Source organism: Cryobacterium sp. Hh7, assembly GCF_004403155.1.
Classification (GTDB): Bacteria; Actinomycetota; Actinomycetes; order Actinomycetales; family Microbacteriaceae; genus Cryobacterium; species Cryobacterium levicorallinum.
Window position 1 is genome coordinate 40,241 of the sequence record NZ_SOHG01000064.1, and the last position, 24,067, is coordinate 64,307.

Below are 24,067 nucleotides of genomic sequence, written 5' to 3' on the forward strand. Positions count from 1 at the left end.
AGTCGGTCAGCGGCGCACGATGGAGCGCAGCAGCCGCACGGCGACCGACAGGGACGCCATGTCGTCCTGCGCGAGGGAGTTGACCTCCTCGAACACGCTGCGCGCCCGGCCGAGCTGTTCGGCGTTGAGTGCTTCCCAGGCGAGGAGGCGCTCGTCGGGGGCGCCGGCATCCGTTTCATCGAGCACGGACCTGGCCATGTCGGCGACCGTGGAGTACAAGTCGTCGCGCAGGGCAGCACGGGCGAGGGCCTGCCAACGGTCCTTGCGGGGCAGCTTGGTGATGCGCTCCAGCAGGTTGTCGACACCGAACCGGTTGTACACCGCATAGTAGATGGCCGCGACTTCGGTGACCGGAAGGTTGGACCGGGCGGCGACCTTGGCCACGTCCAGCAGCGCGTACGCCTCGAAGAGTTCCGACCAGCGGCGGCCGAGATCGTCGGGCAGGCCCCATTCCCTGGCCTGCTCCTGCTGGGTTTCGAGGCGTTTGAGGTCGGCGCCCTGCAGGTACTCCCCGAGGTGCTCGCGCATCAGCGCGACCTGCGGCTGGTACTTTGCGATCACACCGGCGACGGGCATATTGCCCCCGTGGTTAACCTGCCAACGCACCGCACGGTCGAGCAGCCGACGAATGTCGAGGTGAATCGCCGTCCACTTCTCGGTCGGGAACGATGACGGCAACGCGTTGAGCTCGTCGACCATCTCGTCCAACTCGAAAATCTCCCGGAGGGCCACAAAGGCCCGCGCGATCGTCGCCTGGTTCGCCGACGTCTCCTCCATCGTGCGGAACGCGAAGGTGATGCCGCCCAGGTTGATCATGTCGTTCGCTACGACCGTCGCGATGATCTCCCGGCGAAGCGGATGCGTATCCAACTCGGCATCGAAACGTTCAGACAGGTGCGTCGGGAAATACCGGCGCAGGGTGCTGCCGAACCACGGGTCATCGGCCAGATCGCTGTCGCGCAGCGCGTTGGCCAGTTCGATCTTGGCGTAGGCCGCCAGCACGCTCAGCTCGGGGCTGGTCAGCCCCTGACCCTGGTCGAGGCGCTCGCGCAGCGTGGCCGTCGTCGGCAGTGCCTCGAGCTCACGCTGCAGGTCGCCGGATGCTTCGAGCCAGTTCATCAGGCGCTCGTAGCTCGGGCTCCAGTTGTTGACGAGGACCCGGTCGTTGAGCAGCAGAATGTTCTGATCGACGTTATCGACCAGAACCAGGCGGCCGACCTCGTCGGTCATCTCGGCCAGAAACTCGGCCCGTTCGGCGGGGTCGAGCTTGCCGGCGGCGACCATACGGTCCACGAAAATCTTGATATTGACTTCGTGGTCGGAGCAGTCCACTCCGGCCGAGTTGTCGATCGCGTCCGTGTTGAGAATGACACCCTTGAGGGCAGCTTCGATGCGCCCGAGCTGGGTGAAGCCGAGGTTTCCGCCCTCACCGACGACCTTGACTCGCAGGTCCTTGCCGTCGACACGAATGGCATCGTTGGCCTTATCGCCAACCTGCGCTGCGGTCTCGGTGCTGGCCTTCACGTAGGTGCCGATTCCGCCGTTGTAGAGCAGATCGGTCGGGGCCAGCAGAATTGCGCGCAGCAGCTCCGGCGGGCTCAGGTGCGTCGTGCCCTCGGGCAAACCGAGCACGACCTGTACCTCGGCCGAGATCGGAACAACCTTGGACTGGCGCGGAAAGACGCCGCCGCCGGCGCTGATCAGGTCGGTCGCGTAGTCGGCCCAGGAGGAACGCGGCAGTTCGAACAACCGCTTGCGCTCGGCAAAGGAAAGCGCCGGGTCGGGGGTCGGGTCCAGGAAGATGTGGCGATGGTCGAAGGCCGCGACGAGCTTGGTGTGCTTGGAGAGCAGCATGCCATTGCCGAACACGTCGCCGGACATGTCGCCGACGCCGACCACGGTGAACTCCTCGGACTGGGCGTCGACGCCGAGCTCGCTGAAGTGGCGTTTGACCGACTCCCAGGCGCCCTTGGCCGTGATGCCCATCTCCTTGTGGTCGTATCCGACCGAACCGCCAGAGGCGAAGGCGTCGCCGAGCCAGAAACCGTACTCTGCGGCGAGTTCGTTGGCGATATCCGAGAACGAGGCTGTTCCCTTGTCGGCCGCGACGACGAGGTAGGTGTCCGCGTCATCGTGGCTGACCACGCGGTTCGGCGGAACAACCCGTTCACCCTCGGGCGTTGCCACGAGGTTGTCAGTCAAATCGAGCAGCCCGCGCACGAAGGTTTGGTAGCTCGCGATGCCCTCGGCCATCCACGCCGCCCGGTCCAGTGCCGGATCTGGCAGCTTCTTGGCGAAGAATCCGCCCTTGGCACCGGTCGGCACAATGACGGCGTTCTTGACCGTCTGCGCTTTGACCAGCCCGAGCACCTCGGTGCGAAAGTCCTCGCGGCGGTCCGACCAGCGCAGGCCACCCCGGGCAACCTTGCCGAACCGCAGGTGCACGCCCTCGACCCGCGGCGAGTACACCCAGATTTCGTACATCGGTCGCGGTGAGGGCATCTGCTCGATCTGCGACGGATCGAGTTTAATGCTGAGATACGGCTTGTACTGGAAGAAGTTGGTGCGAAGCGACGCTTCGATCAGCGTGATCAGGGTGCGCAGCACCCGGTCGGCGTCGAGGGTCGCGACCTGCTCCATGGCCAGGGTGAGCTGGTCGCGCACGTCGGCGACGCGCAGCATCCGCTCATCGTCGGCGAGATCTGGGTCGAATCGGGCTTCGAATAGTGACACCAGGCCACGCGTAACGGCCGGGTTGGCGAGCAGGGCGTTGGCGACGAAACCGTAGGAGTTGGTGTTGCCGATCTGGCGCAGATATTTGGCGTAGCTGCGCAGGATGACGACGCGGTGCCACGGCAGGCCGTCCTGCAGAACCAGGCGATCGAGGCTGTCGGACTCGATGGCTCCGCTGATCGCAGCACCAAACGAGTCGGCCAGCAGAGTCCCGGTCGCGATCGGGTCGACTCCGGCCGGGTAGTGCAGGCCCAGGTCGTACAGGTAGAAGCGGCGCCCGTCAGCGGTTTCGATGTCGAACGGCACTTCGTCGAGGACCTCGATGCCAAGGTTCTGCAGAAACGGCAGAATCTGGCTGAGGCTCTTCGGTTCGGTCATGTACAGCTTGATGCGGGCGTCTTCGGCGGGGTCACCGACGCTGTGAGGCCGGTAGACGTGCAGTCCAGGGCGGGTGCGCGGGTCAACGGATGCTCTCACCGGCGCAGCGCAGGCCTCGAACCGCCCGATGTCTTCGAGGGCATCGGCAATTTCATAGTCAACCCGGTAGCTATCGGGAAAAGCTTCAGCCCAGACAGCGGCCAGGCGCTCGGCTTCCTCGACCGAGTGTGTCTCGCGGAGTTCGTCGCTGATCCCCTCGGGCCAGGACCGCACGGCCATGGCGAGACGGTGTTCCAGGGCGGCGGCATCGACCGTGTCGGCGGCGACATCCTTGGGCAAGCGGATGCGATAGAACAGTCTCGCGAGTGCCGATTCGGTCATGCGCGCTTCGAAGTCGAGGGCCTCCGAATGGAAGGTCTCCTGCAATTCCTTCTCAATGCGCAGCCGCACGGCAGTGTTGTAGCGGTCACGCGGCAGGTAGACCAGGGCCGACATGAACCGGCCGTAGATGTCGGGGCGCAGGAACAGCCGGGTGCGTCGGCGCTCCTGCAGACGTTGGATGGCGAGCGACGCGGTGATCAGGTCGGGGACTTCGATCTGGAACAATTCGTCACGCGGGTAGGTTTCCATAATGCCGAGCAGGTCTTTGCCGCTGTGCGACTCGAGCGGAAAACCGACCTCGGTCATGACGGCCTTGACCTTTTCGCGCAGCACCGGCACGGCCGTGACCGAGCTCGTGTAGGCGCTCGCGGCGAACAGGCCGATGAAGCGCTGTTCTCCCTTGACCTGTCCGGCGGCGTCGAAACTCTTGATGCCGATGTAGTCGAAGTAGGCGGGGCGATGCACGGTGGAGCGCGAGTTGGCCTTGGTGATCACCAGGGCGGTGCGCTCGCGCGCTTTCTGCCGGCCGGCATCCGTTAGATGCTGAATCTGGTGACGATCGTCGGCGGAACGCAGCAGGCCAAGGCCGCTGCCGTCGATCAGGGTGAGGACGTCTTCGCCGTCCTGCGTCTCGAGGTTGTATTCGCGGTAGCCGAGAAAGGTGAAGTTGCCCTCGTCGAGCCAGTGCAGCAGCTGCTGGGTTTGGGCGAGGTCCTTGACCTGATCGGCGCCGACGACCTTGTCGAGGGCGTTTGCGATCTGCATCGCCTTGGTGCGCATGAGCGGCCAGTCCGCGACGGCGGCGCGAACATCGCCGAGAACGGCTGTCACGCCCGCCACCAGCAGGGCCTGCTCCTCGTCGGTCGCGCTGTCGATCTCAATGGCGATCCACGATTCGAGGTGCGAGGCGTCATCGCCGGTGGCGATCAGGTGGGCAATATTGGGCATCGCCGAGGTATCACCGCTGGAGACGCCAACACCGGCCGGAATGCGGTTGATGTCGACGAGTTCATTGCTGGCCTTGCTGCGGGCCACGATGAGCAGCGGGTGCACGACGAGGTGGATGGCGGAGTGCTGGCGCACCAGCTCGGCGGTGACCGAATCCACCAGGAAGGGCATGTCGTCGGTGACGATATAGATGACGCTGCGTCCGGGCTCATTCTGAATCTCGACCGAGGCCGTTTTGGGCACCCGGTACTGCGCGACCTTCCAATGGGCTCGCGCTCGGGCTTGCAATACTGGCGGGGAATAGTGCGCCGCGTCTTCGTCCGTCAAATGCTCATAATAATCAGTTATGAACGACTCGAGTGTGGGGTCTACCGGGGCTAGACCCGTTGGGGTGAAACCAGACGACATCGAAAAAACGCCTCCATCAAATATCTGCGCGGGGCTCCTGCAACGGGTACTTCGGTGTACCCCGTCGGACTCAAACGTGGAGTTCCCTTACTTTCTCATCGTAGCGCTGGCTCCAGCGCCCCAGCCGTGCCGCCGCAGAACCTGCGGCGGCACGAAAGAACTGATGAGCGGCCCGATCTTGCCGGGATCGGGACGGTTCAGTACCAGCCGACGGACTGCGAGTGCGACCAGGCCGCACACGGCGTTTTATAGGAGGAGGCCTTGATATAGCCCAGGCCCCAGCTGATCTGCGTCGTGGCGTTGGTGGCCCAGTCGGTGCCGGCCGACGCCATCTTGCTGCCCGGCAGCGCCTGCGGAATGCCGGTCGCACCGCTGCTGGAGTTCAGGGCCGAGTAGGACCAGCCCGATTCCTTCTGCCACAGCCGGTCGAGGCAGCTGAACTGATCCTCGCCCCAGCCGTACTGGGAGGCGGCCATTGAACGCGCTGTGGCGCGGGCACCGTCGACGGTATTGCCGCCCGCGAGGGACTCCATTCGAGCGGCTTCAGCGGCGGCCGCCGCAGCGGCCTCGGCTGCAGCAACTTCAGCTGCGACCCGGTCGACTTCGGCGGTGGCCGCAGCAACTGCGACGGTCTGCGTCTTCGCCTGGGCCGTGAGGTCTTCGAGCTGGTCGATCGGCATGATCTCGTAGCTGGCGAGCGAGCTGGCTACCGAGGTGAGGGTGGAGGCATCCACTTTGCTCACGCTGGCGGCAATGACCAGGTTGGCTTGCGAGAGGGCAGCGGATGCGCTGTCGCGGCTGAGTGCCTCGCCGCGCTGGGCGTAATAGTCGAGTTGTTCGATCTGGCGGCCGGTGCTCTCGGCGAGTGCGGTCGTGGCTGCGATGCTGTCTTGCTTGGCATCAGCCGACTGGGCGGCGAATCCGCTGCCGGCGACGAGGCCGGTGACGACCAGCACGGCACTGGCGGCGAAGATAATCTGGTGCACGCGTTTTGGGGAATTGCGGACGGTACGAGCATGGGAAGTTTCGGAGTTTTTTTGGCGCATATCCTTCATCGGGAGCGAGAACTCGGCGCTAGGTACGCCGGCTCGCCGGGTTTCGGGCTCGCGCGCTTCGGGTCGGCGCGGGCAAGGTCGCTAGCTTGCACCGCTTTTTTGAACGAAACCTCACGATTTTCTCCGAATACCCTGACTTTCGGTCACGATCGCTCAGCCGTGACATACTTTGCGACCCGCGGGGTACCTAAGAGGGGTTCGCGGCGAGGGCGAGCAGCCGGGGCAATGCGTAGGTCCAGTCGATGCGTTCCTGCTCGAGGCGCACGTTTCCCTCCGAGCGGATGCGCCCAAGCGCGGTCTGCTCCCCCGCCGTCAGCGTCGAATACGTTCCGCCGGCCGCCTTCGGTTCCGGCACCCAGAGGTCGCGAAATTGCAGCAGGGTCGCCTCGTCCATGAGTGTGCTCGTGACGTCGTCGCAGCCCGAGCGGAGCGCATGCAAAATGGCAAATCCGTCGGAGTCGAGGTCGCCCCAGTAGATGACGCGGCCCGTGTTTATCCACGGGATGGCGCCGAGGCGAGGCGCCGCGTAGCCGCCGCCGTGCACGACGACGGCGCCCGCCAGATCGGGCATCGCAAACATGGTCTCGAGGTTTTCGAAGACGAACACCGTCATCGGCGTGACGGCAAGTTCGGCGAGTTCGGCGACCGGCGCGATCACGTCGCAGAGCCCTCCGGGTCGCAGCCGTGGGTCAAGAAAACGCACCCGAACGAGGTGGGGTGCGCCCTGCAACCCGAGCGAAAAGCGCCCGCTCACCGCGGCGTGCAGGCCCTCGACGATAGCGCGATGTCCCTCGAGCCATTTGGTGTCGATTCCGCGAATGGGCAGCTGCCGAATACGCCAACCGGATGCCGGATGCTCGGCCAACCACGCGACCACCTGCAGCAGGGTGGCAAAGTTGGTGTCGCTCAGGGCTTGCAGGGTGCGGGCGTGGGTGCGGATCGCGGCGGCGAGGAGGTCGACCTCACCGGTGCTGTCAGGCCCAGGGAAAGCCGCGCGAACCTCGGCCGCGCGATCGCGCAGGACTCGCCAGTCACGGGCGGTGGCCGTGCCGGCGAACGCGGCGATCGCATCCGCTCCCCGAAGGGTGCAGCGTTCGGGCACGGTTTGCGCGCCGACCCGAGACCAGTGGCGCTCGCCCCAGCGCACCTCGAGCGCAGACACGGTGTCGTCGGCCGTGCGCCACTCGCGCAGCCAGCCGATCGCGGCATCCTGGCCGACGAGCGCTTCCCGTTCGGTCGGCGGATGCAGCACGATCTCGAGCAGCGCCGTTTCGCCGCCGTACGCCGCCCAGTCGCGCTGGTCTTGCGTGACGCGCTTGCGGGCGCGTTCGCGCGCCTCGGCCACCGTGACCATGCCGCGGGGCACCTTCATTCGGCCTCGTCGTCGGGGCGAAAGACCACGCTGGCGGTGCGCGAGTCGTTGCGGGTGGTGTTGGTGATTGAAGTGATGCCGCCGACGTAGGGTTCAATCGTCTGCAGCAGCTTTTCGGGCGTGGCCAGGATCATATGAAAGCCGAACTCCACGAAAACGTCCATCGCCATGCGGGTGTAGCGACTGTCGGCCTTGTCGAAGGCCTCATCGAGAATGATCGTGGCATAAGTCGGCAGCTCGTCTTCGTCGGCGGCGAGCTGGTAGCGCAGGGCTGCGGCGAGGCAGAAGATCACGAGTTTCTGCCGTTGCCCGCCCGAGAGCCCAGCGCTCGAGTCGTGCACGTTCACCGTGCGGCCGGCCAGGTCGACCTCGTGCGCCATGAAGGTGACATGTTCGCGGGTGTCGAGGCAGCGACGGCGCCAGGCGACATCCGCGTTCTCGCTCGAAGCCAGCCGCGCCATGATTTGGTTGAGCACGACGAAGCGCTTTTCAGCAGCGGCGAGGTCGTCATCGTTCCAAGCGCCGTCGGCGACCGTCTTGAGGTCGGCCATGAACTGCAAAACCTCAGGGGCACGCCGGGTCTTCACCTCGATGCGCAGATAGCGCTCCACGTCGAAACGGGAACGCCCGAGCGAGGCGTTAACCGGGTCGATGCGGTCCACGACGAGTTTGGGCGCGTCACGAATATCCGACGCCAGGTGCCCGATCAGATCCCGTGATTTCTCCCGCAGCAGCTTGAGAAAGTTACCCTCGTGTTCGGGAAGCCCCCGGGCCACGATGCCCTCGAGCAGGGTGCGATAGCCGGCCCGGTCGTCGATCGAGGTGCTCAAATCAGCGGATGCCGCGGGCCAGCGAGTCTGAAAAGCTCCGGCCCCCAGCACGAACACTGATTGCGCCGTGCGAATCAGGTTCTGTGCGACGAGCGATTCCCGGTGCAGCACGTCGCTGACCTTGCGGCCCACCTCGCCAACGTTCTTACGATCGATCTTGCGCAGTACGGACCGGTACCGGGCCTCCAACAGGGCCGTATCCAAGTCAGACAGGGTTTTGTGGGATTCGCGGGCCTGCACGCGTCGACCGATGTCCTCGATGAGCACGGTGAGTTCGCGCAGAATCGCAGCGTCCTGGCTCACCGCGAGGGCACGGGCGCGAGCCGTGACTTCGGCAGCGTGCAGGCGGGCGCGGGCATCCGTTTCCGCAGCGATGGCTCCCTGCAGCTCGGTATTTCCGGTCGTGAGCGCCTCCAACTGGTGGCGGCGGGCCCGTACGAGTTCGTCGGCGGCGGTGCGATCGAGCTCGGACCAGTCCTGGCCGAGCACGCGTTCGAGCACGGCGCGACGGCGGGTGGCGGCGTCGCGCTTGAGCTGGGCCCGCTTGAGCCGGCTGTCCGCTTCACGGTGCCGTTGGTCGGCCTCGCGTCTGCGTTCCAGCAACAGGTCGATCTTGGCCTCGTTGTCGGCGCCGAGAATCCACTGGCTGCGGTCGTCGATGCGGTGGCGGTCGTTCTTCTCGTAGCGGCGGGCGTTCTTTTTCACCTGCCCGCCGATCGTGACGCCCTTCTCCACGTCATCGAGTTCGTCGGGATGATCGACGCAGGCGTAGTCGAATTCTTTGGCCGCGCGTGATTGCAGCCAGTCCCGGAACGGACCGTCGCTCACCCGAATGCGGTGCAGCAGGGACCGCGGGGTTCGGGCGGCCTTCGGCGGGTCGGCCAGGGTCGGAACGGCCTCGAACACCAGGCGGGCACCGAGGTTGCGGGGCTCCACCCTTCTCCGAACCTCGGGCAGGTACTCATCGCGAACCAGCAGGGCGCTGGCCAGCGGATACAGCACCCGCTCGATCGCGCCGCTCCACTTCGCGAACTCCGGCAGCACCTCGATCAACTCGCCGGCAAACGGGAGGGCAGCTTCGGTGACGCCGAGCTCGTCGGCCAGTCGTTTGCGGGCCAGCAGCAGGGCAGCGGGCAGGTTGCTCTTGCGGGTGCGCAGCTCGGTGAGCTCCCGGTCGACCCGCTGGAGCTCTTCGCGCGCCGCAAAATATTGCTCGTTGTCGTCGTGGTCGTGCGCGGCCTGGGGCGCGGATTCGTCGAGGGCGCGTCGGCTGGACTCCTGAAATTCAGCGAATTCGGCGTTGTTCTGCGGCGCGGCGGCCACTCCGACTCCGGCGAGGTCGTCGCTGAAGGACTTCCACCGTTTCGCGGTCGCTTCGGCTCCGGTGACCGCGTCGGCGACGCGGGCCTGCATCAGCGCGGCGTCGGATCCGCCCAGTTGGAGCGCCCGACGCTCGGCGGCGCGCAACAATTCTTCCGCGTCGTCGCGCGTGGCGTCGGCTGCATTCGATTCTTCTTCGGCGCGGGCATGCGCAGAGCGCAGGGCCCCACGTTCGTCGCCGGCCAGGCGCAGTGTGAGCTGATCCTGGAACGGGTCGATCAGGTCGACCAGACGTGCGGTTTCGGCGGCCGTGGCCGAGGCGGTTTCGTAGTCGACGATGGAGGTTTCAAGCTGCTGCAGGTGCTCGGCCTGGCGCCGCAGTTCGACGACGTGTTGGTGGGCTTGGTTGAGCTCACCAAACTGCTCGACGGCGGTCTTGGCCCGCTTGAAGGTCGGCGGCTCGTCGAGCATAAACGAGCGAAACAACTGGTCGAGGCTGCCGAGGTTCTTGGCTGATTGGGTTTTGTGCAGCAAGTGCAGGGCGTTCTCGTTCTTGATGCCGAGCACCCGGCCGAGGCGCGAGTAGAACCGGGCGTGACTGCCGGTGGTGGTGACAATCGCCTCCGGCCAGGCCTTCTGAATGCGCTTGGTTTCGATCCCCGAGGCGACGAATTCCTTGAAATCGAGCAGGGTCACCCGGCCGCGATCGATGAAGCAGACGTCTTTGAGGTCGGCTTTGTCGACGCTGGAACCGCGCAGGTGAAACAGCCGTGCGAGGGTGATCGGGGCATCCTGTTCATTCTCGAAACCGAGCAGAATTCCGCTCCAGGTGGGGCCCTTGCGCAGATAGGTACTGACAGCACGGTCGAGGTTTTCGTCGGCCTCCTTGCTCCACGCACCGCGGACGTAGCTGATCAGGCTGCGGTCGTCGTTGCGTGAGGTCGCGTCCTGAGCTGCGGCGTTGAATCGCAGCCACTTGTCGGGGGTGAGCACGGTGCCGATCGCGTCGAGCAGGGACGACTTGCCCGAGCCGGAGGCTCCGGTGAACAGGTGACCCTTGCGGGCGATGTCGATGGGGTGAAAGCCGTCGAAGGTGCCCCAGTTGAGCAATTCGACGCGGGTCAACCGCCACTGACCGACGTGAATCGGGCCGGTTACGGTCGTCTGCGCGAGGCTGTCTGGTGTGTCGTCGAAGCCGGGCATTTCGAGCAGTGTCATGCGGTCACGTCCTCGTCGGTGTCGTCGCTCGAATCTTCCTTGTCCACGTCGATCCCGCCGCCACCCTCGGCAATGCGCCGGTATTCGGCGCCGATCGCCTGAATCTGGTCGGCGTCGACGATCAGGCGCAGCACGGGTGAGATCTCGGCGCGATCGTCGGCGCCGGCCAGGTGAATCACGCGCAGCTTGTTCTTCATGTTCAGCCAGGACGAATTCATGCGCCGGGCAAAGTCGGCCTCGTCGCGGTCGGGCGTGCGGTAGACCCAGAGCTGTTCGAAGACTTCGTCCTGGCCCACGATGACGCGGCCTTCGCCCTCACCGGCAAGCAACATTTGGCGCAACACCAGCAGCATTGCGGTGTCGAGAAAAGTGAGGGCTGCGGTGCGCACTGTGTTCGGGGTTTTCAGTTCGGTGGTGCTGACGTTGCGCACGAAGGCGAATTCGCCGACCCGGTCGATGACGAGGTCGAGAAACAACTCGTGCAGCCGGGAGCGCAGGGCGGTTTCGTCGGCGAGCAGCGCCGACCAAAGGGCTGGCGCGTTCACGCCCGACAGGTAGGGGCCCTTGATCAGTTCGAGCAGCGCGCGGCGCGATTGTTCGCCGAGCACGCCGGTGTCCTGCGCCCACAGCGCGGTGGCGGAGGCGGCATCCGCTTCGGTGAAGTTTATGGTGTCGGTCACAGCAGTCTCCCGGTGAAGCGGTAGATCGGAATGTCGGCAGCGCGGGCGGCCTGATCGGTGCCGTGCCAACGCACGGTTTCGATGCCGCCGGGGACCGTGCCCTGATTGGCGGCGAGGGTGAGCAGGCCCACGACGCTCGCGACCCCCTGGCTGGCCGGGTGCCGCTCGAGGACCTCCCGCACGCTGCACTGGTCGAGGTCGGCAAGCACGGAGTTGACGTTGTCGATGAGTTCGGCGAAGTCGATCTCGGTCTCACGGGCCAGTGCGCGCAGAACTTCGAGGTCGGCGGTGCCAGCGACGTGTTCGACGATCGGTGCCGTCGCGTCGAGTTCGGCGGGGTCGTGCAGCCGCAGGGCGCCGACGCTGCGCAGCGCGACGGCCGAGAGCTCGAGGTGCAGCGTGGTCGGCTGGTACGGCTTGCTGTGAGCGGATGCCTCCACTCCGCTCGCGAGCGCACCCCGCAGCATACTGCGCAGCACACGGTCGCGTTGGTAGTCCTGCGACTGCACGTAGCGACGCAGGCCCCGGGCAAAAGCAGTGATCACCTCGTGAATTTCACCGCTGTGATCCTTCAGCGTGCCAATGAACCGGCGGAGGAATCGGCGCTGGGCTGTGGTGAGATCGGCCGCAAAATCGCCGGCCAGCACGCGGGCGACGTCGTCGTCGAAGGCACTCCCGACCGCCGGGTCGAGCACGAGGGCGGAGAATCCCGCGAAGCTGCGCCCCTCGTCGGATTCAGCAATGAGGTCGACACCGCGAAACACCTCGTCGAGTACAGTGCGCTGGGTTTCATCAGACTCGACGATACGCGCCCGCAGGTCGCGGTTGAGGTTCTCGAATTCGGCCCGAACCCGGGCGAAGTCGGAGGGGATCTCCTCGGCCTGGGCCAGAATATCCCGCACGCGTTCGAGGGCGCGCGCCGGGTCGAGGGTGTCAACGTCGCCCTGCTGGATGCGCTCGATCTGCGCGTCGATGCGGTCGCGCTGGGCGTGCAGCTGTTCGAGGCGGCGGGTGACGTCGGGGTCGGTGTCGATGGCCAGCTGGCTCAGCTGCACGCCGATGCTGGCCAGACGCGATTCGGTGACGGTCTGCCGGGGCGCGGCGAGTTGCTCCAGAATGCGGATGGCACCGAGCGCACCGGGGGCGAGCTCGAAGGTCTCACCACGGGTCTCTTCGTCGGCCCGGCGGGTGAGAAACCCGGATTTACGCCACTCCGCGCAGTAGCCCTGAGCATTTTGGGGCAGGTCGAAACCGTGCCCACGCAGGGCATCAAGGTCGTGATCGATTCGTTCGTACAGCTCAGCGGTGGGCAGGCGACGGCTTTCTCCCCCAAGATGTTCGCTCAGTATGGCCGCGATGACCGGGGCGTTGGCGGCGCGCAGAAGCCGCCAGGTGGCATCCGTTTCGATGAGTTGCCGCAGAGCATGCGTCTGAGTGAGTGCGGACACGCGGCATACCTCCTATGGCTAGCTTCAAGGGTACTGGTCGAGTGTTTTCATCGTGCCGCACACCACAGACATTCGCGACGGGCTCTTCTTGCCGCCGTAGGCATCCGGCTTGCTCGCTAGGGTCCGAGTAGGGCGGCCGGTACGACCGCGATCCCATCCCGGCGTCATTCCTGACCGCACCATTAGCAGGGGTTCTACTAGTCCATTAGCAGGCCTTATACCGCGGCTGCTGGCGGTGCGCGAGTTTCGGCGCGGCTGAAGTCCATCTCGCTTGGGAACCTATCGGATCGATCACATAGGAGGGTGCTTCAGCCGTCATTCGATTTTGGTCGAGGTGCGGTGTGGCGCGCGGCCCTGAAGCAGGTCGACCCGACGCTCCATCACGGTACCGATCGGCCAGAGACTACCGAGGCGAATGAGCTCGTCGACAACTTTGCTAAACGGGCGTACTCGACAGGCCGGGCAGGAATCAGCGTCGCCATGATTTTCATACAAGGCCCTTTGATATGCGCTCCGAGTGAGATTCGGAAGGTCCGTCACCAGCGCCGTCGTCGTCTCTTCATCGGAATACAACCCGCGAAAAGACCTGCCGCAGGGGCACTGTCCGTCGGGATTGCGCCGACTCTCGGGACACACTTCGAGCATCCAGACCAATTCGCCCTCGATGCAGTTTGCGAAATCGCTTCGGCGAGCGCCCTGCGTTGCATCTGTAGCTACCAGCACGTGCATTTCCTTCTCCATATTCTCGGCACGAGTGTCTGTGAGTAGTTACTGACGACGTTAGAGGCACCCACCGACATTGCTGAATGGCACCACGAATGCCGGCGAAGGTTCGGCGGCATAACTCCTGCAATTCCTGGCAGCGACAGAAAACTTCCGCATGTTCACGGGCATCCGTTTGCGATGCCTCACGAATTGCAGGAGTTATGCTGCGTCGACGGTCAGCGGGGCGAGTCGGTCCACGGGGTGATCAGATCAATGCCGAGATCTTGAAAGTCCTTGATGTTTTTGGTGGCGAGCGTCACTCCTTTGGACCGACAAATCGCCGCGATCATGCCGTCTTCCACACTGAGCGGATGCCCGCTCGCGCGTCGAGACTCCTGCATGAGTGCATAGAACCGTGCCGCGGTCTCGTCGTAGGGAAGAACTTGATCGGAATAGCTCGCGAGCGTGCGCTCGATTGCCGCCATCAGGTCGTCCCGACGATGACCGTCAGGAAGGAATCGAACCCCCGTGAGAATCTCACCGACGCTGACCGACGTGAGTGCCACGTCAACAGAGACTCGATCCAAACAGGCCAGCACGACAGGATGCGGGCTCGAACGAAGCGGCTCAGATACAACGTTGGTATCAAGCACGATCATGAGAGATCGAGTTCACGACCCGTCGTGCGCGCCGGCAGGTTCAGGTCGTCCCCGCGGAATTCCGCGGTCGCAGCGACCCATGCCCGAGCCAAGTCGCCGCCGATCAGCGCGGCGCTCAGAATGGCTCGGACTTCCGATTCCATGGACTGGTTGTTGGCGGCGGCATGCACCTTGAGTCGACGCTGCACCTCGTCATCAAGATTGCGAACGGTAATGGCGGCCATCATGACTCCCTTCCACGGAGTGCGATCAATGCTCGCACTGGCTCAGTACCGCGTCGCGAATTTCAGACACTCGTGCATCGCTCCCTCAGTTTGTGCTTATGATCCACAAACCTCTTGCGCTCACCCCGATGGGTGACTTAGCCTGCCGATGAGAGAATCGAAACGTTTAGACGATGGAGTCCTGCATGGCAAACATTCACGACGTGGCACGTGCCGCCGGAGTGTCCATCAGCACGGTTTCCTACGCCCTTAGCGGAAAGCGCTCCATCGCCGACTCGACCAAACGCCGGATCGAAGACGCCGTGCGCACCCTCGAATACCGCCCGAACGCTGGTGCCCGCATGCTCAAGGGATCCCGCACGCATATTCTCGCCCTCAGCGCGCCGATGCACGCCGGCACTCACGCCCCCGCGCACATGACTTTCGCTTTGGCTGTCGCCACGGCCGCTCGCCGCTTTGACTACGACGTACTGCTGCTCACCCAGGACGAAGCCACTAGCGGCCTGACCAGGGTTGTCCACAGCTCACTGGTAGACGGCATCGTGCTCCTCGATGTCTCGCGGGACGATCCTCGCACCACCCTCGTGCGAGAACTTGGCCTACCCGCCACCGTCATCGGCATTCCGCGCGACACCGCGGGACTTACCTGCGTCGACCTCGACTTTGAAGCGGCGGCACGCCTCGCGGTACGCCGCCTCATCGATCTGGGCCATCGCCGGATCGGTCTGCTCGGCCAGGCGCCGACGGTATACGACCGCGGGTCGAACTTTCCCCTGCGGTTCCGCGACGCCTTTCTCGCCGAGGCCACGCGACACTGTGCCACGGTCTCATTCGCTCCCAGCGCCGAAGACTCCGTCAGCGTACGCGCCACCTTCGACGGCATCGTGGCCGAGCTGCCAGACATGAGCGCCCTTGTCTTGCACTGCAACGAACCGGTGCAATCCATGGTGCTCGAGCTACTCAACCAGCGTGGCACGTCTGTGCCCGGCGACCTGTCGGTTATCTCCGCGTGCTCAAGCTTTTCCACCGACCACCTCAATCCTCCCCTCGATGTCATCCCCCTGCCAGCCGACCTGTCCTGCACCCGAGCGATCGAGCTCACCATGGCGCAACTGGCCGGTCACGTCGAACCGCACGTCGAGCTCATCGAGCCGACCTACGTCGACCTGGGATCAACCAGCCCCCTCACACGCAGCTAACAGCCACGAAAGGAACGCCAAACAAACAGCACTATCGAAACGTTTCGATAGCATAGCCCGCAGCTCCTGCACGAGATGCGCACTACAAGGAAGTAGATCAGTGAACAAGTCAACCAGAACCATCTCCGGAATCGCCCTACTGGGCGTGAGCGCCCTCTTGCTCTCAGGATGCTCCAGCAACGCCGGCAGCGACAGCAGCGACAGCAGCACCCTCAAGCTCTGGCACTTCGAGAGCGAAACGAGCGCGATGGGCATTGCCTGGGACCAGGCCATCAAGATTTTTGAGGAAGAGACCGGCGCAACGGTCGAGTTCGAAGAGAAGAGCTTCGAGCAGATTCGCTCAACCGCCAGCCAGGTGCTCAACTCGAACGAAGCTCCAGACATTCTCGAGTACAACAAGGGCAATGCCACCGCAGGCCTGCTCGCCAGCCAGGGACTACTGACGGACCTCGACGACGCGGTCGCCCAGCACGGCTGGGATGACGCCCTCGCTCCGTCGCTTCAAACGACCGCCCGGTACGACGAGAACGGCATCATGGGCTCCGGCCCCTGGTACGGAGTACCCAATTACGGCGAGTTCGTCGAGGTCTACTACAACAAGGACATGTTCGCGGCGAATGGGCTCGAGGTTCCCACAACCGTGGCTGAACTTGAGACTGTCATGCAGGCCTTCGTCGATAAAGGCATCACCCCGCTCGCCGAATCGGCCGCCGAATACCCCCTCGGACAGCTCTGGTATCAGCTCGCCCTCACCAAGGCCGACCGCAGCTTCATCGACGATTACCAGCTCTACACCGGCAACGTGGATTGGTCTGGCCCCGAGCTCAGCTATGCCACCGAGACTGTGAAGGACTGGACGAACGCCGGCTACATCAGCCAGGACTCGACCGGCTTCAAGGCAGAGGATGCCGGTACCGCCTTCATAAACGGCACCTACCCGATCTTCTACTCCGGTTCGTGGTGGCACAACCGGTTCACCACCGAGGTCACCGGCTTCGACTGGGGCACGTTCCTCTTTCCCGAGGCTCAGTTCTCCCCAGGATCGGCCGGCAACATGTGGGTCGTTCCCGAGAAGGCAGCCAACAAGGATCTCGCCTACCAGTTCATCGATATCACGATGCGCCCCGAGATTCAGGCCCTCATCGGCAACAACGGTGGCATCCCAGTCGCCGCGAACGCCGCTGATATCACCGACCCGAAAAGCCAAGAACTGATCGGCAACTTCAACACCCTCACCGACCAGGACGGCATCGCGTTCTACCCGGACTGGCCCACCGCCACGTTCTACGACGAGCTGAACGCGGGCCTGCAGGAACTCATCAACGGCACCAAGTCGTCCTCCGAAGTGCTCGAGCAGCTCGGAGGGCAGTACCAGTCCGGCGTCGACGACATCGTCGGCTAGGGCAACCACAGCACCACACACCGGTCGGGGGCCGCCCAGCCCCCGACCGTCCACACCGCACGTCGTTCAGATTTACGCCAAAGAAGGTATTCGCATGACGACAGCATCCGTTTCAGATGCTCCCGTTGACGCTCGTCGGGGTTCACAGCAACACGCCCGGCAGAGCCTCATTCCGGGCAGCAACCCGAACAAATTCTGGATCTTCCTGGTGCCAGGCCTGGCGCTGCTCACCCTAATCATCGTTGTGCCCCTGGTCTGGAATATCTACCTCACCTTCACGGACTACCGCGGCATCAAACCGCCCGAGTGGGTGGGTTTGGAAAACTGGGTCAAGCTCGCCGGCGACACAGTTTTTTGGACCTCGTTCGGTAATTCGATCGCCATGATCCTGGCCATGGTCGTCGTGCCAACCCTGCTCGGTCTGCTGCTCGCCGCGATGCTGTTCGACCTCATCGGCAAGAAGTTCGGCGGCAAGCTCGCCAGTTTCCTGCGCGCCACCTATTACCTGCCCCAGATTCTGCCCGGGGTCATCGCCGCCATCGTGATCGGCTGGATCCTGCGGCCGCAGAACGGTGCCCTTAACGACGTGCTCGAGGGTATGGGCCTCGGCGGCCTCGCTCACAACTGGCTCGGCAGCCCCGACACTGCCCTGCCGAGCATTATGCTCATCATGATCTGGGTGCAGCTCGGTTACCCGATCGTCATCTTCATGGCCGCCCTGCAGCGCGTCGACCCCGAACTTTACGAAGCTGCCGAGCTCGACGGCGCCAACTGGTTACAGCGTTTCACGGCCATCACGGTGAGCATCATCCGACCCGAGATCTTCGTGGTCACCCTCACCTGCACCATCGCTGCCCTCAAGGTGTTCGGCCCCATCTATACCCTCACCGGCGGCGGGCCGGGAACGTCCACAATTGTTCCCTCGTACTATGCGTACAGCGAATTCTTCCAATCCCAGCAAGTTGGTTATGGCGCCACCATCGCCACCGCGCTCACCATCGTGATCGCCGCCGTCTCCGTGGTGTTCCTGCTCGCGCAAACCCGCCTCGAGCGCAAGGAAGAGGCCATCTGATGACGACCCTCGAAGCTCCTCCTCAGACCAGCACGAGCCGGGCTTCGGCTCCGAAGCGGCGCAAGAGCGGTAGCACCTCCCGCAAGACCCTCGGCGACTGGGCAATCCTCGGCGTCGCGATTCTCATCGGTCTGCTCATCGCGGTGCCGTTCTTTCTCATCCTCATTAACTCGTTCAAGTCGCCGGCCGATTACAACAGCTCTGGACCGCTCTCGCTACCCACCGAGCTCTACTTCGACGGCATGATCAACTTCTGGGAGCGAGTCAATTTTCCGGAGAAACTCTGGAATAGCTTCTTCATCTCGAGCGTCGTCGCGGTGCTCGCCGTCGGTGTCTCCCTGCTCAATGCCTACGCGCTCGGCATCGGGCGGGTACGCGGCCGCACCTGGATCGTGTTGCTGATTCTTCTTGCCAACATGCTGCCGCAGGAGGTGCTGCTCTACCCGCTGTATTTCATGTTCAAGCTTGTCGGCCTCTATGACAATCAGTGGGCCGTGATCATCATCTTTGTGGTCGTCCAAAGCGCCTTCGGAACGTACCTGCTGGCATCCGTTTTGGGCACCTTTCCCAAGGAAATTCTCGAGGCCGCCTCGCTCGACGGCGCCAACCGCTGGACGATTTTGTGGAAGGTGGTCTACCCGATCACCAAGCCGACCCTCAGCGTGCTTCTGATCTTCTTCTTCATCTGGACCTGGAACGAGTTCCTCATTCCGCTCACCTTCCTCGTGAGCAACGCCGCCCAGACTGTGCCCGTCTCCATCGCTGTATTGCAGGGCGACCGGCTCATGGACGTGACCACGACGAGCGCCTCGGCGCTGCTCGGGTTGCTGCCAACGCTCATCTTCTTTCTAATTTTTCAACGCACCCTCACCAGGGGCATCACCGCAGGAGCAGTCAAGTAACAATGAAATTCACTGATGGTTTTTGGCACACCCGCCCCGGCGTCACTGCCCTGTATGCCCAGGAGGCATACGACATCGAAGAGGTCGGGCACACCCTGCGCGTGAGCGCACCCACGAAGGTCATCGAACGCCGCGGCGACACCCTCAACCGGGCGCTGCTCTCGGTCACCCTCTCCTCCCCGCTCGACGGCGTGATCCGGGTGCGGGTCGAGCAGCACCGCGGCGGCACTGCAAATCCCGGTTTCGAGCTCGTTGGCACGCAAACGGATGTCGGCAGCGTCGCCGTCGACACCGCCGGCGGCACACTCGTGGCCGGCCCACTGACCGCCCGCATCAGCTCTGGCGCCCCGTGGAACCTCGTGTTCGAGGCCGACGGCCACCCACTTACCGCGAGCGGCCCCAAATCCATCGGACAGATGAGTCTTGCACCCGGCGCGCCGATAACGGCTGAGCCGGCTGGGGTAGCCGGGGTGACTTCAACGGGACTCGCGCCGGCATCCGCGTATATGCACGCGCAGCTGTCGCTCGGCGTGGGCGAGCTGGTCTACGGACTCGGAGAACGATTCGGTCCGCTCGTGAAAAACGGGCAGACCGTGGACATCTGGAACGCCGACGGCGGTACCTCAAGCGAGCAGTCCTATAAGAACGTGCCGTTCTATCTCACCAACCGCGGCTACGGCGTACTGGTCAACCACCCGGAACACGTCTCCTACGAGGTTGGCACCGAGGCCGTCGAACGGGTGCAGTTCTCCGTGGCCGGTGACGCCATCGAATACCTGGTGATCTACGGACCGACACCGAAGCAGGTGCTCGAACGCTACACCGAACTGACCGGCCGCCCGGCCCGAGTGCCGGCCTGGTCCTACGGATTGTGGTTGTCGACCTCGTTCACCACGGAGTACGACGAAGCGACTGTCACGAGCTTCATCGACGGTATGGCCGAGCGCGATCTGCCGCTGAGTGTCTTTCACTTCGACTGCTTCTGGATGCGCGAGTTCAACTGGACCGACTTTGAATGGGACCCACGCGTATTCCCCGACCCTGAAGGCATGCTCGCGCGCCTGCACGAGAAGAATCTGCACGTGAGCGCCTGGATCAACCCCTATATCGGCCAGCGCGCTGCCCTGTTCGACGAAGCGAAGGCCGCCGGGTACCTGGTGAAACGCGCCGACGGATCCGTCTGGCAGTGGGACATGTGGCAGGCAGGCATGGCTCTGGTCGACTTCACAAATCCCGACGCCGTCGCCTGGTTTCAGGGCAAGCTGCGCCGACTATTCGTGCAGGGCGTTGACGCCATCAAGACCGACTTCGGCGAGCGCATTCCCACCGATGTCGTCTGGCACGACGGCTCTTCCCCTGAAGTCATGCACAACCTGTATAGCCAGCTCTACAATCAGGCCGTGTTCGAGGTGCTGCAGGAGCACCGCGGCGAGGGTGACGCCGTGCTCTTCGCCCGCTCCGCGACGGTCGGCGGGCAAATGCAGCCGGTGCACTGGGGTGGAGACAACTCCTCCAGCTTCGAGTCGATGGCCGAAACCCTACGCGGCGGGCTCTCGCTCGCCTTCAGCGGCTTCGGTTACTGGAGCCACGACATCGGCGGGTTCGAGGGCATGCCCGACGCTGCTGTCTTCAAGCGCTGGTTGGCGTTCGGGCTCATGTCGAGCCACTCGCGCCTGCACGGCTCGACGAACTACCGGGTGCCGTGGCTGTTCGACGATGGCACCGAAGCGCTCGGCCAGAGCGCGGTTGACGTGACGCGGCGTTTCACCACTCTGAAACTCGAGCTCATGCCTTACCTCTACCAGGTGGGGCTGGAGGCGCACCGCTCGGGAACGCCGTTCATGCGGCCGATGCAGCTCGAGTTTTCCGGCGACCCGGCAGTGGACTATCTCGACCGGCAGTACATGCTCGGCCCCGATCTGCTCGTGGCGCCGGTGTTCAGCGCCCGCGGTGACGTGCAGTATTACTTGCCAGCCGGCACCTGGACGAACTATCTGACCGGCGAGATCGCAGTCGGTCCGGTCTGGCGGCAGGAGACGCACGCCTTCGACAGCCTTCCGCTCTGGGTGCGCGGCGGCGCTGTGCTGGTCACCGGCTCTCGCAGCGATCGCCCCGACTACGACTACACGGATGCCCCGCTCGTCACCATCTACCCCGGCGGCACGGCTGAGACGCGAACGGTCGACATCACCAACCCACTCGACGGCACCGTCGTGACGCTGACCATCTCCACTGCTGATGGCGCCACCACGGTCAGCAGTTCAGCGGATTCCCCCTTCCTCGCTCGCCTCGCCGGCGGCGCGCCCATGGATTCCACCGACCGAAAGGCGTCCCTGTGACTCTCTCCGCGGACTACCGCGACTCCGGCCTTGTCTTTCCGAAAGATTTTCTGTTCGGCTCGGCGACCGCGAGCTACCAGGTAGAAGGGGCCACCTTCGAAGACGGTCGCGGGGCATCCATCTGGGACACCTTTAGCCATACCCCGGGCAAAATATGGAACGACGATACCGGCGACGTCGCGGCAGACCACTATCACCGACTCGAGGAAGATCTCGACCTCATGGTGGAGCTCGGCCTGCAGGCGTACCGGTTCTCCATCTCGTGGTCGCGCATTCAGCCGACCGGTCGCGGGCCGGCCAACGCCGCCGGACTCGCCTTCTACGCGCGCTTGATCGACGGACTGCTCGGTCGGGGTATCCGCCCGATTGTCACGATGTATCACTGGGATCTGCCGCAGGCGCTGCAGGACGAGGGCGGGTGGACCAATCGGGCCACCGCTTATGCCTTCGCCGACTACGCCCGCATTCTCGGTGACGCGTTCGGCGACCGGGTGGACACCTGGATCACGCTCAACGAGCCGTGGTGTTCGGCCTACCTCGGCTACGGCTCGGGCGCGCACGCCCCGGGCCACACCAGCGGGGAGGAAGCATTCCAGGCGGTGCACCATCTGAATCTGGCCCACGGACTGGCGATTCTGGCCCTCAAACCGCTCGTGACCAACGACCCCGATTTCTCCATCACGCTGAACCTGCACGTGCTGCGCGGCGAGGGCGAGACCGGGCCCGAGGCGGTACGTCAGATCGATGCCCTGGCTAACCGGGTGTTCCTCGACCCGCTGCTGCTTGGCACTTACTCGGCCGACGTATTCACGGACACCGCCGACATCACCGACTGGGCGTTCGTTTTGCCCGGGGATGCCGAGATTATCCACCAGCCACTCGACGTGCTCGGCGTCAACTACTACTCGACCACGCTCGTGCGCCTGTGGGATGGGATGTCGCCGCGGCAGAATTCCGACGGCCACAAGGACGTCGGCGGCTCCCCCTGGCCGGGCGCCGACCGGGTCGAGTTTCTCACGCAGCCTGGGCCATATACCGAGATGGGCTGGAACATTGAGCCCGCCGGACTCGAAGAGCTGCTGGTCTCCTTGCACGAGGAGTTTCCGCGCCAGCCGCTCATGGTCACTGAGAACGGTGCGGCCTTTGCAGACGAGGTGGTGCAGACACCCGATGGGCCCCGCGTGCACGACGCGCAGCGCGTCGACTACCTGCGCCGGCACTTCGCCGCCGCGCACCGAGCGATGGCCCGCGGCGTGAACCTGCGCGGGTACCAGGTCTGGTCGCTGATAGACAACTTCGAGTGGGGCTACGGCTATTCCAAGCGATTCGGCATTGTGCACGTCGACTACGACACCCTCGTGCGCACCCCCAAGGACAGCGCCCGTTGGTACAGCAGCCTGATCGCCACCGGGGTGCTTCCGTAGGTCTGCGACCGGTCCACGCCAAAATTCGACAACTCCGTTGGGGCGGCTCAGACTTGAACCACCCACCGCATTCAAAGGAGAAGCCGTGTCCGTACTCTCTGACGCCCGTGCACTTGCCGGCGACATCGCCGACCTCCGCCACCGCCTGCACCAGGAACCCGAAATCGGGCTGCAGCTGCCGCGCACCCAGGAGAAGGTGCTGGAGGCGTTCGACGGCCTGCCGTACGAGATCACCCTCGGTACCGACACCACCTCGGTGACGGCGGTGCTGCGTGGCACCGGCGCCGGCGCATCCGCTTCTCGGCCCGTAGTGTTACTGCGCGGCGATATGGATGCGCTCCCGATTCAGGAACGCACCGGGCTTTATTTCAGCTCGCGCATCGACGGCGCCATGCACGCCTGCGGGCACGACCTGCACACCTCCATGCTCGTGGGCGCGGCGACGCTGCTCGCCCACCACCGCGACCAGCTCGCCGGCGACGTCGTGCTCATGTTTCAGCCGGGCGAGGAAGGCTTCGACGGAGCCGGAGTGATGATTAGGGAGGGCGTGCTCGACGCCGCCGGGCGTCGAGCTGACGCCGCCTACGGCCTACACGTTCTCTCGGCCGGGGCCCCCAACGGGCAGTTCCTGAGCCGGTCCGGCACCCTCATGTCGGCCAGCGATGGCCTCACAGTCACGGTGCACGGGGCCGGCGGGCACGGTTCAGCGCCGCACAATGCGCAGGATCCGGTGACCGTCATCGCCGAAATGGTTACCGCCCTGCAGGTGATGGTCACGCGCCAGTTCGACATGTTCAACCCGGTGGTGATCTCGGTCGGCGTGCTGCAGGCTGGCACCAAGCGCAATATCATTCCCGAATCGGCGCGGCTGGAGGCGACCGTGCGCTCCTATACCGAGGAATCACGAGCCAAGTTGGCGCGCGTCGTGCCGCGGCTGCTCGAGGGAATCGCGGCGGCGCACGGCCTCGAAGTGTCCGTGGACTACGTCACCGAATACCCGCCGACCGTCACCGACGAGGGCGAAACCGCCCGGGCCGAACGGGTCGTCGGCGAACTCTTCGGCGGCGAGCGCTTCACCCGCATGGCCAACCCGCTCAGCGGCTCCGAAGACTTCTCGCGCGTGTTGCAGCAGGTACCGGGAACCTTCGTCTTTCTCTCGGCCGTTTCGAGACAAGCGGATGACGCCACCGCCGCCTTCAACCACTCCCCCGCGGCCACCTTCGACGACGATGTCCTGGCCGACGGCACCGCTCTGTACACCCAGCTGGCGTTGTCACGGGTGGCCGAGTTGGCGGGCTTGGAGTGACTACGAGACTCCAGCTGTGACTACCGCCGAGTTTCGCAGGAAGAGGAACGGAAAGCCTGGACAA

16 protein-coding genes are annotated in these 24,067 nt (G+C 64.4%); 7 read left to right on the forward strand and 9 right to left on the reverse strand.

Going from position 1 to position 24,067, the window contains the following annotated elements; all coding sequences use genetic code 11:
• Positions 1-6: 6 nt before the first annotated feature.
• The 9 genes from E3T43_RS16790 to E3T43_RS16830 all read right to left on the reverse strand — a co-directional run bounded on the left by E3T43_RS16790 (position 7) and on the right by E3T43_RS16830 (position 14,362).
• Positions 7-4,848 carry an NAD-glutamate dehydrogenase gene (locus tag E3T43_RS16790; RefSeq protein ID WP_134473239.1) on the reverse strand — a complete coding sequence of 1,614 codons (4,842 nt, stop codon included), beginning with the start codon at positions 4,846-4,848 and terminating at the stop codon, positions 7-9.
• Positions 4,849-5,045: 197 nt separating this feature from the next.
• Positions 5,046-5,834 carry a hypothetical protein gene (locus E3T43_RS16795; protein WP_241979053.1) on the reverse strand — a complete coding sequence of 263 codons (789 nt, stop codon included), beginning with the start codon at positions 5,832-5,834 and terminating at the stop codon, positions 5,046-5,048.
• Between the two features lie 256 nt (positions 5,835-6,090).
• Complete coding sequence (locus E3T43_RS16800) at positions 6,091-7,275, reverse strand: Wadjet anti-phage system protein JetD domain-containing protein (RefSeq protein ID WP_134473241.1); 1,185 nt, start codon at positions 7,273-7,275, stop codon at positions 6,091-6,093.
• Positions 7,272-10,643 (reverse strand): ATP-binding protein, encoded by a 3,372-nt coding sequence (locus tag E3T43_RS16805; protein WP_134473242.1) that lies wholly within the window; start codon positions 10,641-10,643, stop codon positions 7,272-7,274. The genes E3T43_RS16800 and E3T43_RS16805 overlap by 4 nt, the downstream gene beginning before the upstream one ends.
• The gene (locus E3T43_RS16810; protein WP_241979054.1) at positions 10,640-11,323 is read right to left on the reverse strand and encodes a DUF4194 domain-containing protein; all 684 of its coding nucleotides are present in this window, start codon (positions 11,321-11,323) and stop codon (positions 10,640-10,642) included. The genes E3T43_RS16805 and E3T43_RS16810 overlap by 4 nt, the downstream gene beginning before the upstream one ends.
• Positions 11,320-12,771: a DUF3375 domain-containing protein gene (locus E3T43_RS16815; protein ID WP_134473243.1), complete on the reverse strand. Its 1,452-nt coding sequence runs from the start codon at positions 12,769-12,771 to the stop codon at positions 11,320-11,322. Before E3T43_RS16815 ends, E3T43_RS16810 begins: the two co-directional genes overlap by 4 nt.
• 315 nt (positions 12,772-13,086) lie before the next feature.
• Positions 13,087-13,500 carry a hypothetical protein gene (locus tag E3T43_RS16820; RefSeq protein WP_134473244.1) on the reverse strand — a complete coding sequence of 138 codons (414 nt, stop codon included), beginning with the start codon at positions 13,498-13,500 and terminating at the stop codon, positions 13,087-13,089.
• A gap of 212 nt (positions 13,501-13,712) precedes the next feature.
• On the reverse strand, positions 13,713-14,135 hold the full coding sequence (locus E3T43_RS16825; RefSeq protein WP_134473245.1) for a type II toxin-antitoxin system VapC family toxin: 423 nt from the start codon (positions 14,133-14,135) through the stop codon (positions 13,713-13,715).
• Positions 14,132-14,362 carry a hypothetical protein gene (locus tag E3T43_RS16830; RefSeq protein ID WP_198414389.1) on the reverse strand — a complete coding sequence of 77 codons (231 nt, stop codon included), beginning with the start codon at positions 14,360-14,362 and terminating at the stop codon, positions 14,132-14,134. Before E3T43_RS16830 ends, E3T43_RS16825 begins: the two co-directional genes overlap by 4 nt.
• A 182-nt stretch (positions 14,363-14,544) precedes the next feature.
• Here E3T43_RS16830 and E3T43_RS16835 point away from each other — a divergent pair, with 182 nt between their 5' ends.
• From E3T43_RS16835 to E3T43_RS16865, 7 genes are all read left to right on the forward strand, one after another.
• On the forward strand, positions 14,545-15,558 hold the full coding sequence (locus tag E3T43_RS16835) for a LacI family DNA-binding transcriptional regulator (RefSeq protein ID WP_134473246.1): 1,014 nt from the start codon (positions 14,545-14,547) through the stop codon (positions 15,556-15,558).
• Between the two features lie 100 nt (positions 15,559-15,658).
• Positions 15,659-16,960: an ABC transporter substrate-binding protein gene (locus E3T43_RS16840; protein ID WP_134473247.1), complete on the forward strand. Its 1,302-nt coding sequence runs from the start codon at positions 15,659-15,661 to the stop codon at positions 16,958-16,960.
• Positions 16,961-17,054: 94 nt separating this feature from the next.
• Positions 17,055-18,032, forward strand: a complete 978-nt coding sequence (locus E3T43_RS16845) for a carbohydrate ABC transporter permease (protein WP_134473248.1) — start codon at positions 17,055-17,057, stop codon at positions 18,030-18,032.
• Positions 18,032-18,934, forward strand: a complete 903-nt coding sequence (locus E3T43_RS16850; protein ID WP_134473249.1) for a carbohydrate ABC transporter permease — start codon at positions 18,032-18,034, stop codon at positions 18,932-18,934. Before E3T43_RS16845 ends, E3T43_RS16850 begins: the two co-directional genes overlap by 1 nt.
• 2 nt (positions 18,935-18,936) lie before the next feature.
• Positions 18,937-21,273, forward strand: coding sequence for an alpha-xylosidase (gene yicI / locus E3T43_RS16855; protein WP_134473250.1), 2,337 nt, complete (start codon positions 18,937-18,939; stop codon positions 21,271-21,273).
• Positions 21,270-22,697, forward strand: coding sequence for a GH1 family beta-glucosidase (locus E3T43_RS16860; RefSeq protein WP_134473251.1), 1,428 nt, complete (start codon positions 21,270-21,272; stop codon positions 22,695-22,697). The genes yicI and E3T43_RS16860 overlap by 4 nt, the downstream gene beginning before the upstream one ends.
• A gap of 85 nt (positions 22,698-22,782) precedes the next feature.
• Entirely contained in the window at positions 22,783-24,003 is a 1,221-nt protein-coding gene (locus E3T43_RS16865) for a M20 family metallopeptidase (protein ID WP_134473252.1), read from the forward strand.
• Positions 24,004-24,067: the final 64 nt, after the last annotated feature.

Coding starts and splice junctions, on each gene's coding strand:
- E3T43_RS16790 (WP_134473239.1), bottom strand. CDS start 4,848: ATGTCGTCTGGTTTCACCCCAACGGGTCTAGCCCCGGTAGACCCCACA.
- E3T43_RS16820 (WP_134473244.1), bottom strand. CDS start 13,500: ATGCACGTGCTGGTAGCTACAGATGCAACGCAGGGCGCTCGCCGAAGC.
- E3T43_RS16825 (WP_134473245.1), bottom strand. CDS start 14,135: ATGATCGTGCTTGATACCAACGTTGTATCTGAGCCGCTTCGTTCGAGC.
- E3T43_RS16800 (WP_134473241.1), bottom strand. CDS start 7,275: ATGAAGGTGCCCCGCGGCATGGTCACGGTGGCCGAGGCGCGCGAACGC.
- E3T43_RS16835 (WP_134473246.1), top strand. CDS start 14,545: ATGGCAAACATTCACGACGTGGCACGTGCCGCCGGAGTGTCCATCAGC.
- E3T43_RS16845 (WP_134473248.1), top strand. CDS start 17,055: ATGACGACAGCATCCGTTTCAGATGCTCCCGTTGACGCTCGTCGGGGT.
- E3T43_RS16830 (WP_198414389.1), bottom strand. CDS start 14,362: ATGATGGCCGCCATTACCGTTCGCAATCTTGATGACGAGGTGCAGCGT.
- E3T43_RS16805 (WP_134473242.1), bottom strand. CDS start 10,643: ATGACACTGCTCGAAATGCCCGGCTTCGACGACACACCAGACAGCCTC.
- E3T43_RS16850 (WP_134473249.1), top strand. CDS start 18,032: ATGACGACCCTCGAAGCTCCTCCTCAGACCAGCACGAGCCGGGCTTCG.
- yicI (WP_134473250.1), top strand. CDS start 18,937: ATGAAATTCACTGATGGTTTTTGGCACACCCGCCCCGGCGTCACTGCC.